Below are 12,838 nucleotides of genomic sequence, written 5' to 3' on the forward strand. Positions count from 1 at the left end.
ACGGCTTTCATTCTACGTATTTTTCAGACATCCGAGGTGTGGTTTTATGAATGGTTTAATTGGTCTACTCTGCCTGATTTGGGGCTTCAACTGGGTATTTATGAAGCTGGCGAACGGCGTTTTTCCACCGGTGCTGTTCGCTGGTTACCGGTTTGCACTTGGGGCTCTGGTGCTGATTGCCGTATGCATGGTCCGGAGGGTGCCGCTTCCCCGCATGCGGGATTTGAAATGGTATATTCTCTGCGGTATTTTGCAGACCATGTATTTTAATCTTGCCATCCAATTATCACTGGAGGATCTCAGTGCAGGACTCACCTCTGTACTTACTTACAGCATGCCGCTATGGCTGACGTTGATGGCACATTTTTTGTTGCCGGGTGAACAGCTCCGCATTAGGAAACTGCTCGGTGTTGTGATTGGTATCATCGGTTTGTTCGTTGCGATGGATGCTCACTGGAGCGGTAGTACGCCCGCGTTGCTGCTGGCGGTTTCCTCGGGGTTATCCTGGGCTCTCGCCAATCTGCTGGTTAAGCGCAAGCTTGGACATTGCGACATGCTTCAGTTCACGACGTGGCAGATGATTGTCGGAGCGGCAGGATTGCTGCTGTACTCGGTTATTTTCGAGCATGGGGAAAGTCATTGGGGCGTGATGCCTGTGGTGTATGTGCTCTTCTCGGGCATCGTCGGCTCCGCACTGGCTTTTGTGATGTGGTCTTACATCTTGTCCAAGGTCGAAGCCAGCAAAGCCTCCATCTCGCTCCTTCTGGTCCCGGTCATCGGGGTGGTTTCGGGCGTCCTGTTTCTAAACGAAAGTCTAAGTATGGTCACGATCGCAGGTATCGTGTTTGTATTGATGGGCATTTGGCTGGTAAACGGCAAGAGCCGGAGGCAGGAGACGGGAGTACAGGCTGCAGCAGGACAAGAGCAGCAAACGCAGGTCATGAAATAAATAGGGTTACTTGGTAAAAAACATCGGTAGAGGAGCGGATAATCATGAAATATCGTCGACTAGGAAACAGCGGCCTGGAAGTGTCCATTCTGGGCCTTGGAACGAATGCATTCGGCAAACGCGCAGATCAGGATGCATCCGCCCGGATTATTCACCACGCGATGGATCGTGGCATAAATTTCATCGATACAGCGAATATCTATGCAGGTTCGGAATCTGAACGGATTATCGGCGAGGCCCTGGTTGGCAGACGGGACAAAGTGGTGCTTGCAACCAAGGCAGGGCTGGTGAACGGGGAAGGGCCGAACACGCGGGGTTCATCGAGGTATCATTTGATGCAGGAACTGGAACGCAGTTTGCAACGGCTGAAGACGGATTATGTTGACCTGTACCAGATTCACACATTTGACCCGAATACCCCTTTGGAAGAAACGCTCCGCACATTGGATGACATGGTGCGGGCCGGCAAGGTGCGTTATATCGGCGCTTCCAACTACGCAGCCTGGGAGCTGATGAAGGCACTGAGCGTCAGCGAAGCGAAAGGGCTGAACCGATACGTATCCACTCAAACGAGCTACTCCCTGGCTGACCGTACCCCCGAGCAGGAGCTGGTGCCAGTGTGTCTGGATCAGGGAGTGGGCATTATTCCGTATTTTCCTCTGGCAGGCGGCATTCTGACCGGCAAGTATAGCTTCGACGACCGTGCGCCGCTGAAATCGCGCGCACAGACGGACCCGAGCTTCAGCCGGTTTATTAATGACCGGACGCTGACGCTTGGCGAAGAGGTGAGCCGGGTCGCTGAAGAGAATGGGTGCACGCCAAGCACATTATCGCTGGCATGGCTGATGGAGCAGCCCGCGGTTTCAACCGTGATCGTGGGTGCAACCCGAACGGAGCAGCTGGATGAGAACTTGAAGAGCGTGGAGCTGAGCCCAAGCGAACAAGTGCTGAACAAGCTTGACGAGATCAGTGGGTCATTCCGGTACGGCAAGCCTTTTGCGACATATCGGTTGTCTTAGATACCAGTTTGGGCTAATGATTGCTTGAGACACTTCACCATAGAGGCTAACCAAACCACTCTTCGGAGTGGTTTTTTTGTAATTAAGCTCAGTCAAAGCAGCGGAACCACAAGCATTGTTGCTGCATCTAGTCATGAACCCATGCCCAGGCCCCTGCATAGCATATAGCACCACTTTGCAGCAGGGGAAGGGAGTGACCCAAGAGATGGTCATTCATTTAACGGCAATTCATTACGTGTATCTGGCGTTTATCGTGTTGATCATGGTACTGCTCATCCGGCGGCGCGATACGACCATGATTTGCGTGGCAGGGATTTTGGCGCTGGGCGTTTTGGCTACAGGCACGGTCAGCGGATCGGTGTCCGGTGTCTTTAACTCTTTCATTTACGCTACGAAAGAGCTGATGGGTACGATCATGATCATTTCTATTATCGTGGCCATGAGCCGGGTGCTCATTCGCACGGGTATCAATGAAGCGATGGTAGCGCCGCTCACGCGCTTTTTGCGTACACCGGCGCTGGCTTTCTGGGGAATCGGAATCATCATGATGGTGACATCCTGGTTTTTCTGGCCGTCACCGGCCGTCGCCCTGATTGGAGCCGTACTGCTCCCGGTAGCGATTCGGGTCGGCTTGCCAGCCCTTGGCGCGGCGATGGCAATGAACCTGTTTGGCCATGGCATCGCGCTGTCCGGCGACTATATCATTCAGGGAGCGCCGAAGCTGACGGCGGATGCCGCAGGACTTCCGGTTACCAGCGTAATGGAAGCAAGCGTACCGCTAGTGATCGTCATGGGGCTCGTTACAACTGTAACCGCTTTCTGGATGATGCGGAAAGATATGAAGAACGGAACTTGGCGAGACGGCTTGGTTACAGTTAAAGGCACAGGGAATGTCCTTGCCGCAAACGGCGGGGAGGATGAACAGAACGTTATTTTGCCTTCCAAGGTGAAAAAAACGCTGGCGCTGGCGATCCTCCTGCTTTTTCTTGCCGATGTGGTCGCCATGTTCGTACTGAAGCTTCAAGGGGGAGATGCTACCGCGCTCGTTGGGGGGACTGCGGTGCTGATCCTGATTGTCATCTCTTTGCTCGCCCATAAAAACCAGGGGCTAGAGAAAATAACATCATACTTGATTGACGGCTTCGTTTTTGGCTTTAAAATTTTCGGTCCGGTCATTCCGATCGCAGCCTTTTTCTATCTTGGCGATGCAGCCTTTACAGATCTGTTCGGTAAAGTATTACCCGAGACATCGCATGGCATCGTGAACGACTTGGGCGTGGCGCTGGCGGGCAGCGTACCGCTGAACGGCGCAGTCGGAGCCGTGACGTCAACCATTACGGGCGCGATTACCGGCCTCGACGGCTCCGGCTTCTCCGGAATATCGCTCGCGGGTTCCATCGCACAGCTATTTGCGGCGGCTACGCATACCGGTGCGGCGACGTTGACGGCTCTTGGCCAGATTGCAGCCATTTGGGTCGGCGGAGGCACGCTCATTCCGTGGGCCCTCATTCCGGCGGCTGCGATTTGCGGAGTGAGTCCATTCGAGCTGGCGCGCCGCAATCTGAAGCCTGTGCTGATCGGTCTCACTGTGACTACGATTGTTGCCATATTCCTGGTATGATTTTTCTGAAAAAAACCAAATAAAAAAGCACGATTTCAATGCGCGGTTGAAATCGTGCTTTTTATTCTAATTTAGGATAATGGGGCTCCATACTTAGTTATTGTTACCCCGGGCTTCTCCGCCCTTTCTACCGTTTTCCCGGTAAAAATCCTTGTCATGGTTTTTGGAAGTGGCCTCTCCGCCCTTTTCGCCGATTTCCTGATAGAATTCTTTGTCATGATTCCGTGCTGTTGCTTCTCCGCCTTTACGACCTGCTTCTTCTCTGGACATTTTGTCTGCCATGATTCATCTCTCCCTTTATTTTGTATTTTTGCAATAATCTATGTTATTGATACGTTATTTATATAAACTCTATCCGGATGGACTAAACAAAAATCGTATTTTCGAGTGTTTTGAAAATACTGGTAAAGTTACGGGACAACGAAGTGTTCCATCCAAACCGGCATAGTCTACTATTAACCGTCTGGCCAGAATGCAATCGGATTGAAGGTTTTATATCTCTGGAAGAGGAGAAGACGCGGGCGCCCGCAAATACATATAAAAAAGTAAAAAATTGAGCGCGGTGGAAAGCCGACTACGCAGAGCCCGGCAAAAATTAAAAGAGGAGCTGTATGACATGGTCCATGATTTTTTGGAAGACAATCGCCTGGAGGAGCAAAAATTCGAGAAAGAAGTGACCTCGCGACTAAAATCCCTTTTTCATATGCAAATTCCGGTCAAAGACATGGATGCATCCATTGCTTGGTACAAAGAAAACCTTGGGTTCACGCTGAGAGAACATTACGGAACCTGTGCATTTCTTGAATTGCCAACCGGACCGTTTCTCATGCTATGGCAGACGGCTGATGATACCACAGCCAATTTCACGGTGGATGGAGCCTCGATGCCCGTGCTCTTGTATGCAACGGATGATGTGCACTCCATGCGGGACTCTTTGGAAAGGAATGGTGCAGTCATTACTTTTTATAAAAAGGAGAGCTTCGGCTGGGTTCTGAAATTCGTAGATCCAAGCGGAAATATGTGGGGCGTCGTTCAGGAGCATGAAGCCAGGTAATATATGGATGAATGTTTATTCATCCATATATTGACAACAAATTCAAATGAGGTTAGTATCAAATTGTTAGTGTTCACTAACATTCGAAATGAAGGCAGAAGGCAGAGGATTGGAATTATATGAACCAGAGGCTGAATAGTAAAGACAAGCTGCTTCTGGCGGCGATTGATCTGATGGCGGACAAGGGATATAACGGCGTGACGACCAAGGAGATTGCCGCTGCGGCCGGAGTCAGCGAAATGACACTTTTCCGCCATTTCGGCACAAAACGGGCGCTGCTTGAGGCGGCTGTGGACCGTTTCCATTACAGCGGGGATATGAAACGGATTTTTCAGGAGGAGCTGTTCTGGGACTTGCGGGCGGATCTAAGCCTGCTTGCAAATCGCTATCACGAGATCATGAACCGCAATCGGAAAATGATTCAGATTGTGCTCAAGGATACGGGCCTTGAGGATGTGATGAACAACGCTCAGAAGCATCCCCGACAGCTCAAGGAAATGTTGACGAATTATTTTATAACCATGCAGGAACAAGGTAAAATGATCGCTATGGATGCGGAAACTCAGGCCATGACCTTTATGTGGATGAATTATGGGGCATTTATGACCCACCTGTACCAAGCGGAATCTATCACCAGCATCACGATGCAGCAGTTTAAGGAGAGCAGCGTGGATCTGTTTGTCAGGGCATTGACACCCTGATTTTTTTAAGGATTTATAATCTAAGGTCACAGCGGCATCGAACTTACATTTACTCGCAAAGAAAAATTTCCGGGCAAGACGAATGATTAATTCGAAACGGAGGTTGATGTTCAAATGAACCCATCACGTGATGTAATGAAATCATCCGGGGAACGCCAAGCAGTTAAGCCGGTTGGCCAGACGACGAGCGCAGGCTTTCAAATCGGCGTACGCAGGACTTTTCCGATATCGGGTCAGGAAGCCTGGACGCTGCTTGTCTCCCCCGAAGGAATGATGCATTGGATCGGGGAGGTGGGAAGCCTTGAAATGAAGCCTGGAGAGTCCTTTGCATCTGTTGAAGGCATTACGGGCGAACTTCGGGTCGTTAAGCCGATGGAGCAGCTGCGGATGAGATGGCAGCGCAAGGACTGGAAACATCCGTCAACGCTGCAAATCCGCATTTTACCGGCCTCACAGGGACAGACAACCATCAGCTTTCATCAGGAAAAGCTGGAGGATATGCATGCCAGAGAGGTGATGAAGGACCACTGGGAGCAGGCACTAAACAGCCTTAAGGAAATGGCGGGAGAAATTAAACGCGGGAGCGGAAAGGAGAACAATAATGAACAAATTTAGCCATATCGATGTGCGCGTTCGCAGCTTGCAGGATGCACTTCCTTTTTATGAGCAGCTGCTTCCGGCACTTGGATTCAACCGTACGTTTCACAGCCGTGACTGGCGGGTATTTGCGGCGGACGGGGAGCTTCCAAGCGCTCCTTATTTCGCGATTACGGAAGATCCGGAGCATCAACCAAGCAGCCATCTCACAGGCTTTTGGGCCGAAGACAGAGCTGAGGTGGATCGGCTTGCGGAACTGGTATCACAAGCTGGAGGGCATATAGAGTCTGGTCCGCAGCTATTTCCGATCAGTCCGACATACTATGCCGTTTATTTCGAGGACCCTTGCGGGAACAAGTTCGAAATCGTTCATAGGCTTAACTGAATTTGGTTTAAAAACACCGAGCGCATAGAAGCGGAGGGGAGAACATCATGAACAGAACGGATCGCTTACTGGCAATCGTTCTTGAGCTGCAGGGCAAAAAAACCATTCGGGCCGAGGAGTTGGCCGCTCGCTTCGAAACAAGCGTGCGCACCATATACCGGGATATGCAGGCGCTCAGTGAAGCGAATGTGCCTATCATAGGCGCACCCGGTCAGGGATACTCCCTGATGGAGGGATATTTTTTGCCTCCCTTAAGCTTTACAGCCAGCGAGGCGGTGACACTCCTCGCGGGTGCGGAGTTCGTGCAGAAAAAACTGGAGCCGAATTACGGCGTTCATGCTGAGTCCTCCAAGGCTAAGATTGAGGCTGTACTTCCTGAACAAGTAAGGCTTGAGGCGGAGCAAGTACGTGCCACCATGCGGTTCTTCTCGGCCAGGGAGGCGGAAGGCAGCAGGCGTGAGCGGGAGAATATGGAGCTGCTGCGCCAAGCCATGCTGGATAAACGGAAGATTCGCTTCCATTATGCCAAAACCACAGGTCCGGTGCTTCAGCGGGAGAGCACGCGTGTGGTGGCACCCTACGGGTTAGCGCATATTCAGGGAGCATGGATGCTGGTGGCCGCCTGCGATCTGCGGCGGGACATTCGGCATTTCCGGCTATCGCGAATGAGCGGACTGGAAGAGACCTCTGACAGTTACGAGCTTCCTCCCGATTTTAACCTGGAGGCTTACAGACCCCGGGACGACCGTGAATTGAAGGTCATTCTCCTTGCGGATCCCGATATTGCGGATCGGGTTAGAGAATCGGATATCTACTATATCGACGCATTTGAGGAGCATCCTGATGGTCTCCAGATTAAGCTGCGCGTCAGACGCATGGAGGACATCCTGTACTGGGTGCTCAGCTGGGGGGCGGATGTAACCGTGCTGGAGCCGGAATCCTTACGTTCCCGCGTTGTTAAAGAAGCCCAAAAGCTCCTGGAACGCTACTGACATAACGCTGTCAGTAGCGTTTTTGTATATTGGTCTCAAGATCAATTACAAGGAGTGATTTGCTAGATGACTACGCAAGAAACGATACGTAAATTGGACAGCGTGACGCATCATTATTTGGAAGAATTGGACCGTTTCAGCATGGAAGATTTAACCCGGAAGCCCAGTGAAGAGGAGTGGTCGCTTGGTCAAATGTACATGCATTTGGTTCACGCGTCCCTGTATATGCATTTGCGCAATGTCCGTGCATGTGCTGCTTCAGCCGACGAAGTGTTGACGGAAGGCGAGAAATCGGAGAGAGGGGAGGCCGCATTCGCGAATCAGGCGTTCCCTCCGGTACGGATTCAGGTTCCGCCTTCTCCAGCATATACGCCGCCCCAACCTGATAACAAGGAGCAGCTTCGCGAGGGATTGCGGAGCGTGCTGGCCGAAATGAGAAAGGCGGAGCCGCTCGCAAGGACTGCGCCAGTGCAGAATAAATTGATCCATCCCGGATTTGGCGCCTTGAATGCGGCCGAATGGTTCATGCTTGTCGAAATGCATTACCGTCATCATTTGCGGCAGAAGGAGCGCTTGGAGAGTTTTATTGAAGGAGCGGGCTGCTAAGGCTGTCCGCTTCTTTGGCATTGTCATCAGCGTCGTTGTTCATGAACGGATCTGAATGATTTGTTGTCTATTCTATTTACGTAGTCATATATATCATTTTTTCCGCAGGTTTGGAGAAAATTGTGCCGCTGACTTGTACGGGAAGCAGGGGAATGACATACCATATCCTATCAATGGTGAAAGGGTGTAGAGCGATGCCTACTTTTGATAGTGTATTGGTAACGGGTAACCAGACTATAAATCAGAATTTGCAGGTGGATGGCAATGAAACGGTTGGAGGGATGCTGCAGGTCGAGAACAACCAGACCGTTATGGGCAGCATGCAGGTAGTCGGGGATCAAACGGTGGCAGGGAATTTAGCGACGGGTGGGTTTTTCCTTGCGAATAGCGACGCATTGGTGCTGGGTTCCGTGGATGTCGGAAATACAGTGAATGCGGCCAGCACGGTGAATGCGATATTCAGGCTGATGTCCTCATCGCAATCGACTACACCCGCTGGAGGTTTCAGCGCCCAGCAGGTCCGGTATTACTCAGCCGTCATGGCAGGCCAGCCGGGCCTGGTCCTGAAAGGAACGGATGGCAATGATTACGTACTCTTCGTAGATGTGTCGGGCGGTGTGCCAAACCTGGGCATCATGAAAGCTTAGGTGGCCGAGATTCTGACCGCAGCATTTGCCTTACTAAGCAGGATGGGGCTTTCAATCGAACGGGCGGAAACCTGCCCGGGATAGAGCCCGTTTTCCGTCAAGGCATCTCTTACGGCTTCAAGGTATCGGAAACGGTGGTGCTGATCGGGTTCCAGATAAGCCCCCTCAGCCCACTCATTCCAAGCATTAATAAACATAAATTCGCTTTGGTATACCGCCGCGGCGCGGCGGATCTGCATAGAAAGATAATGGCGGAACCTCTCCGGAGACGCGCCGATGCAGCTCTGGCCCCTTTCTCCAAGTCTTGGCGTATTGTCCCAATTCACGAAAGCACCGGGGAAAATGGTCTCTCCGTCTCGATGGGGAGATCTTTTCAAAATGGTCTGCCATATGCTGTCATAGTCCACAACCAAATGCTCCATTTGCCTCGTTGAAATATAATTCCATAGACTCCCGTTAGCATGATTCGCGAACGTGTAGTGAGGCTCGAATTCCACACTGGCGTCAAAGCCCCTTTGCTGTGGAACCGCAAATCCGCCGAGCGTCCGTGCGAAATAAATTCCATCCAGGCCATTTCGTCTGGCTAGCGTATTCCAGAAATGGAGCATCTCCTCACAGCGGGGAATATTACCGGGACGATAGATTAAAAATAGGGGTTTATTGTTTACCCGGATATATCGTTCGTCCTCAAAAGCTTCAAGCAGCTCATGGAAGTGACGTTCCCAATCATGCTCGTTTCCATAGTCCTGCTGCTGTAAAATATGCCCTTCTCCGCCATCCCATTTTCGAGTCCAAGCTTCGTTTGCCCAGGACAGGCAGAAGGGGAAATGCGGCTCTCCGAGTTGAAGCACCTGATGAAATGGTTTTTCGAGCAGTCGTTTCCCTTTGAACCAATAATGGTAGTAGCAAAATCCGTAAATGCCGTATGTGCTGGCTAGATTGGCCTGCCACAACCTCGCCGCGCTGTCAGTAAGATCATAATAGTAATGATCCAGCGGCTCTTTGGGCTGCTGATGGCCTCTATACAGTGGTCTGCTTTTCCGGGTATTCGTCCATTCCGTGAATCCTTCTCCCCACCAACTGTCATTTTCGGGAATCCGGTGAAACTGAGGCAGCAAAAATGCGATAAGCTTCAAGCTGTATACCTCCCTCAGCAAAGCGGTTTATTTGTGAATTCTAAGATGATGTTGAGATGATGATTCGAAGGAGCTCAATGACCATATGCAGGGGCGAATATTCGTAATGGGTGTTCCAGAGTGCCTGACTTGCAATTAATCTTCTCTGGTCAACCTGATCGGTATAGTAAGTCAGCCGTGTTCCGAGCTCCGCCGCGTTCTGAAACGGGACGACGTCAATGCTTGCGTTCATGTATCTAAAAAGGTCGGCGCTGGCCTCTGCCAGTTGAAATACGCCGCAGGCTGCGGCTTCGAATACTCTTCGCTGGACTGGATCCCACTGGATAATCATGTTAGCGCGATTATAGACCTTCTGCAGGCCATCCTCGGCTGAGCAGGGAACAGTTTTAACAGAGAATGGCTCCCAGCCCTTGCCTATGGCAAGCAGCTTCAGATCCGTGGAGAAATCGCGGATGACACGAATATATTCCTCTCTGGAACGTTCGGCATCGCCGATAATCAGAATGTCGCAACGTTCGTATTCGCCGGATTTTCGGGGGGGAAAAACCTCCGGATCCGCAGGAAAAGGCAAATAATGTACGTTCAGGCACCCAAGGGTCTCCTGATAGATGCAGAGATGAGCATGATGTTGTGTGAATACATAGTCAAACGTCTGGGCCATCCACCGCTGGGAATCAGTCACCCCGTTTTCGTCATCCATCCATACGGCTGCAGGAATGCCGGAATCCCTGATGGTTTCCAGATCCGTGGAAATCATCACCTCGGTTCCGCCGAGCAGTAGAAGAAGATCCGGCTGAAGCCGGGTCAGAGCATCCGTAAACCCCTCATAGGCTTTAATGACGATCAATTCTTTGACCAAAAGCCGCAGTGCTTCCGGTATGGATTGTCCCCCCACGGTATGGTTGGTGCGAAAAAAAGGCGTCACAAGAAGAACTCGTAAATTCTTATGGGCGATGAAAGGCAGCGCGGCCTGAGACTCAGGGGGAACGGGGAGTTCCGGCTCCTTCTGCCGCGATGGGTATTCTTGGCCGGTCTGTTCCGGAGCATGCGGAGGCAAGTTCTCATGAATGACATAAGGTTTGGTTAACGTTCTCAGCCATTCCTCGATGCTGCCGGAGGGGGCGGCGGAAGGGATCTTTTTTCGTTTGGGGGAATTTCTCCGGGGAGCTTGTTTTTTTAAAGACCGGATGACAGGATGGCGTCTTTTGGATTTATGTTTGTTTTTCATAGCTACACCCTTTGCGGAATCATCCTCTTTTTGGATCATTATATGATGGGTGAGGCTCCTGTTACAGGGCAATTGTGCGTAGTGCGGAAAAATAGGCAAGATGCCCGCGGCAATTGTTCCTGCCTCAAATCCTGCCTGTCTCCCCTTGTTTTAACAATGAAATTTTGGGACAATAAAGACAGATTGCCGTTCCTTTTCTGGTAAAGTAGAGAGGGACTGAATTATAGGTTTTTTGAAAAGAGGAAAGCATTCATGAACAAACCATCCATTTATGGATTAACTCTCGACCAACTGGCCGCATGGCTGGCTGAGCACGGGCATAAAAAATCACGGGCACTGCAGGTATGGGAAGGACTGTACCGCAAGCGGGTGACGGAATTCTCTGACATGGCTGATGTTAGACCGGAATGCCAAGAGCTATTGGCCGAGCATTTTGACATTCAGACGCTGGAGGAGCATACCAAACAGGAATCCGCAGACGGAACGATCAAGTTCCTGTTCCGGCTCCAGGACGGCAACTTGATTGAAACCGTGCTGATGCGCCACAAGTTCGGCCTTTCCGTATGCGTAACAACGCAGGTAGGCTGCAATATTGGATGCAGCTTCTGCGCCAGCGGACTGCTGAGCAAGAGCCGGGACCTGACCAGCGGCGAAATCGTGGGACAGGTGATGAAGGTGCAGCTGCATCTGGATCAGCGGAAGCTTGATGAACGGGTCAGCCATATTGTCGTGATGGGCATCGGCGAGCCTTTCGATAATTTCGAGCATATGTCGAATTTCATCCGCGTGATCCGCGACCATAAAGGGCTGGCTATTGGTCCTCGTCACATCACGGTATCGACCAGCGGCCTTGCGCCGAAGATCCGGGAGTTTGCCGACAGCGATCTGGGCACCAACCTTGCCATTTCTCTGCATGCGCCAAACAATGAAATCCGTACGCGGATCATGAAGATTAACCGGGCATATCCGATCGAGCCGCTGATGGAGGCCATCGATTATTATCTGGAGAAGAGCAACCGCAGAATCACGCTGGAATATATCCTGCTGAAGGATGTGAATGACCAGCCGGAGCATGCGCTGGAGTTGGCCGAGCTGGTGGGCAGCCGCAGAGCCTTGGCTAACGTTAACCTGATTCCGTATAATCCGGTCGATGAGCACAGCCAGTATCAGCGGAGCTCCCAGGAGACGATTACCGCCTTCTACGATACGCTGAAAAAGCAGAACATCAGCTGCAGCGTGCGTTTGGAGCATGGCACAGACATCGATGCCGCTTGCGGACAGCTGCGCAGCAAGCAGATTCAGAGTGAACGGGGACGGAGCGCGAAAGCAAGCCGGGCCGTAAACGAATAAAAAGGCATAAAAAGAGCGCATTTCCGAATGAAGAAATGCGCTCTTTTTGTATTGCTTCTTCGTTATCCTTGAGCTGCAGCAACGATAAACAGGACCCATCCGGCCAAAAAGGCAACTCCGCCAAGCGGCGTAATGGCGCCAAGCTTCCGGATGCCAGTCAGGCTGAGCGCGTACAGACTGCCGGAGAAGAGCAGGATACCCGCAGCGATGAACCAGCCGGCCAGAACCGCCATAGAGGCGTGGTCTGCCATGCCTGCGTAAAGTCCGATCAGCACCAGACCAAGGCCGTGGGCCAGATGATATTGAATGCCGGTCTGATATGTTTTTAACTGGCTTTCGTTCAGCCGTTCCTTCAGGGCATGCGCGCCAAAGGCGCCCAGCGCTACTGCGAGGAATAGCATGATACCGCCAAGGATCAGCATTGTTTTCAAGTCGAATCACCTCTTAAGACTCATATTACCGATCGCATGGTCCTGACGTCAATGGTATTGCGTATTGCATCCGGTCTCCATTTACCAAGAAAAATTTGTTAGAATGATAGGGTAAGGAAATC

Annotated in this window: 14 protein-coding genes and 1 pseudogene; 11 read left to right on the top strand and 4 right to left on the bottom strand. The window is 51.4% G+C overall.

Annotated features, from left to right (window positions below; translation table 11 throughout):
- The first annotated feature begins 46 nt into the window (after window positions 1-46).
- The 3 genes from GRF59_RS22460 (at window position 47) to GRF59_RS22470 (ending at window position 3,589) form a co-directional block, all read left to right on the top strand.
- Complete coding sequence (locus GRF59_RS22460; protein ID WP_160499953.1) at window positions 47-949, top strand: DMT family transporter; 903 nt, start codon at window positions 47-49, stop codon at window positions 947-949.
- 44 nt (window positions 950-993) lie between these two features.
- Window positions 994-1,968: an aldo/keto reductase gene (locus GRF59_RS22465; RefSeq protein ID WP_160499954.1), complete on the top strand. Its 975-nt coding sequence runs from the start codon at window positions 994-996 to the stop codon at window positions 1,966-1,968.
- Between the two features lie 205 nt (window positions 1,969-2,173).
- Window positions 2,174-3,589: a hypothetical protein gene (locus GRF59_RS22470; protein WP_160500280.1), complete on the top strand. Its 1,416-nt coding sequence runs from the start codon at window positions 2,174-2,176 to the stop codon at window positions 3,587-3,589.
- Between the two features lie 96 nt (window positions 3,590-3,685).
- Here the strand turns inward: GRF59_RS22470 and GRF59_RS22475 are convergent.
- Window positions 3,686-3,871 (bottom strand): annotated as a pseudogene (locus GRF59_RS22475) (KGG domain-containing protein); the annotation flags it as partial.
- Window positions 3,872-4,205: 334 nt separating this feature from the next.
- On the opposite strand from GRF59_RS22475, the gene GRF59_RS22480 reads away from it, so the two are divergent.
- The 7 genes from GRF59_RS22480 to GRF59_RS22510 all read left to right on the top strand — a co-directional run bounded on the left by GRF59_RS22480 (window position 4,206) and on the right by GRF59_RS22510 (window position 8,571).
- A complete protein-coding gene (locus tag GRF59_RS22480; protein ID WP_160499955.1) occupies window positions 4,206-4,643 on the top strand; it encodes a VOC family protein in 438 nt (145 codons plus the stop codon).
- A 119-nt stretch (window positions 4,644-4,762) separates the two neighbouring features.
- A complete protein-coding gene (locus tag GRF59_RS22485) occupies window positions 4,763-5,344 on the top strand; it encodes a TetR/AcrR family transcriptional regulator (protein ID WP_160499956.1) in 582 nt (193 codons plus the stop codon).
- 114 nt (window positions 5,345-5,458) lie between these two features.
- Window positions 5,459-5,959 carry an SRPBCC domain-containing protein gene (locus GRF59_RS22490; RefSeq protein ID WP_237391981.1) on the top strand — a complete coding sequence of 167 codons (501 nt, stop codon included), beginning with the start codon at window positions 5,459-5,461 and terminating at the stop codon, window positions 5,957-5,959.
- Window positions 5,946-6,326 (top strand): VOC family protein, encoded by a 381-nt coding sequence (locus GRF59_RS22495; RefSeq protein WP_160499957.1) that lies wholly within the window; start codon window positions 5,946-5,948, stop codon window positions 6,324-6,326. The genes GRF59_RS22490 and GRF59_RS22495 overlap by 14 nt, the downstream gene beginning before the upstream one ends.
- 47 nt (window positions 6,327-6,373) lie before the next feature.
- Window positions 6,374-7,318, top strand: coding sequence for a helix-turn-helix transcriptional regulator (locus GRF59_RS22500; RefSeq protein ID WP_160499958.1), 945 nt, complete (start codon window positions 6,374-6,376; stop codon window positions 7,316-7,318).
- 66 nt (window positions 7,319-7,384) lie between these two features.
- Complete coding sequence (locus GRF59_RS22505) at window positions 7,385-7,924, top strand: DinB family protein (protein WP_160499959.1); 540 nt, start codon at window positions 7,385-7,387, stop codon at window positions 7,922-7,924.
- 194 nt (window positions 7,925-8,118) lie between these two features.
- Window positions 8,119-8,571, top strand: coding sequence for a hypothetical protein (locus GRF59_RS22510; protein ID WP_160499960.1), 453 nt, complete (start codon window positions 8,119-8,121; stop codon window positions 8,569-8,571).
- Here the strand turns inward: GRF59_RS22510 and GRF59_RS22515 are convergent.
- Window positions 8,568-9,707, bottom strand: a complete 1,140-nt coding sequence (locus GRF59_RS22515; RefSeq protein ID WP_160499961.1) for a glycosyltransferase WbsX family protein — start codon at window positions 9,705-9,707, stop codon at window positions 8,568-8,570. The genes GRF59_RS22510 and GRF59_RS22515 overlap by 4 nt on opposite strands.
- A gap of 40 nt (window positions 9,708-9,747) precedes the next feature.
- Window positions 9,748-10,935: a glycosyltransferase family protein gene (locus GRF59_RS22520; RefSeq protein ID WP_160499962.1), complete on the bottom strand. Its 1,188-nt coding sequence runs from the start codon at window positions 10,933-10,935 to the stop codon at window positions 9,748-9,750.
- 252 nt (window positions 10,936-11,187) lie between these two features.
- On the opposite strand from GRF59_RS22520, the gene rlmN reads away from it, so the two are divergent.
- Window positions 11,188-12,285, top strand: a complete 1,098-nt coding sequence (rlmN, locus tag GRF59_RS22525) for a dual-specificity RNA methyltransferase RlmN (protein ID WP_160499963.1) — start codon at window positions 11,188-11,190, stop codon at window positions 12,283-12,285.
- A 62-nt stretch (window positions 12,286-12,347) separates the two neighbouring features.
- On the opposite strand, the gene GRF59_RS22530 is transcribed toward rlmN, so the two are convergent.
- Entirely contained in the window at window positions 12,348-12,716 is a 369-nt protein-coding gene (locus tag GRF59_RS22530) for a DUF423 domain-containing protein (RefSeq protein ID WP_160499964.1), read from the bottom strand.
- Between the last annotated feature and the right edge of the window lie 122 nt (window positions 12,717-12,838).

Origin of the sequence: Paenibacillus dendrobii, from assembly GCF_009807035.1 — a bacterium.
GTDB classification, from domain to species: Bacteria; Bacillota; Bacilli; order Paenibacillales; family Paenibacillaceae; genus Paenibacillus_AQ; species Paenibacillus_AQ dendrobii.

Coding starts and splice junctions, on each gene's coding strand:
- GRF59_RS22460 (WP_160499953.1), top strand. CDS start 47: ATGAATGGTTTAATTGGTCTACTCTGCCTGATTTGGGGCTTCAACTGG.
- GRF59_RS22465 (WP_160499954.1), top strand. CDS start 994: ATGAAATATCGTCGACTAGGAAACAGCGGCCTGGAAGTGTCCATTCTG.
- GRF59_RS22470 (WP_160500280.1), top strand. CDS start 2,174: ATGGTCATTCATTTAACGGCAATTCATTACGTGTATCTGGCGTTTATC.
- GRF59_RS22480 (WP_160499955.1), top strand. CDS start 4,206: ATGGTCCATGATTTTTTGGAAGACAATCGCCTGGAGGAGCAAAAATTC.
- GRF59_RS22485 (WP_160499956.1), top strand. CDS start 4,763: ATGAACCAGAGGCTGAATAGTAAAGACAAGCTGCTTCTGGCGGCGATT.
- GRF59_RS22490 (WP_237391981.1), top strand. CDS start 5,459: ATGAACCCATCACGTGATGTAATGAAATCATCCGGGGAACGCCAAGCA.
- GRF59_RS22495 (WP_160499957.1), top strand. CDS start 5,946: ATGAACAAATTTAGCCATATCGATGTGCGCGTTCGCAGCTTGCAGGAT.
- GRF59_RS22500 (WP_160499958.1), top strand. CDS start 6,374: ATGAACAGAACGGATCGCTTACTGGCAATCGTTCTTGAGCTGCAGGGC.
- GRF59_RS22505 (WP_160499959.1), top strand. CDS start 7,385: ATGACTACGCAAGAAACGATACGTAAATTGGACAGCGTGACGCATCAT.
- GRF59_RS22510 (WP_160499960.1), top strand. CDS start 8,119: ATGCCTACTTTTGATAGTGTATTGGTAACGGGTAACCAGACTATAAAT.
- GRF59_RS22520 (WP_160499962.1), bottom strand. CDS start 10,935: ATGAAAAACAAACATAAATCCAAAAGACGCCATCCTGTCATCCGGTCT.
- rlmN (WP_160499963.1), top strand. CDS start 11,188: ATGAACAAACCATCCATTTATGGATTAACTCTCGACCAACTGGCCGCA.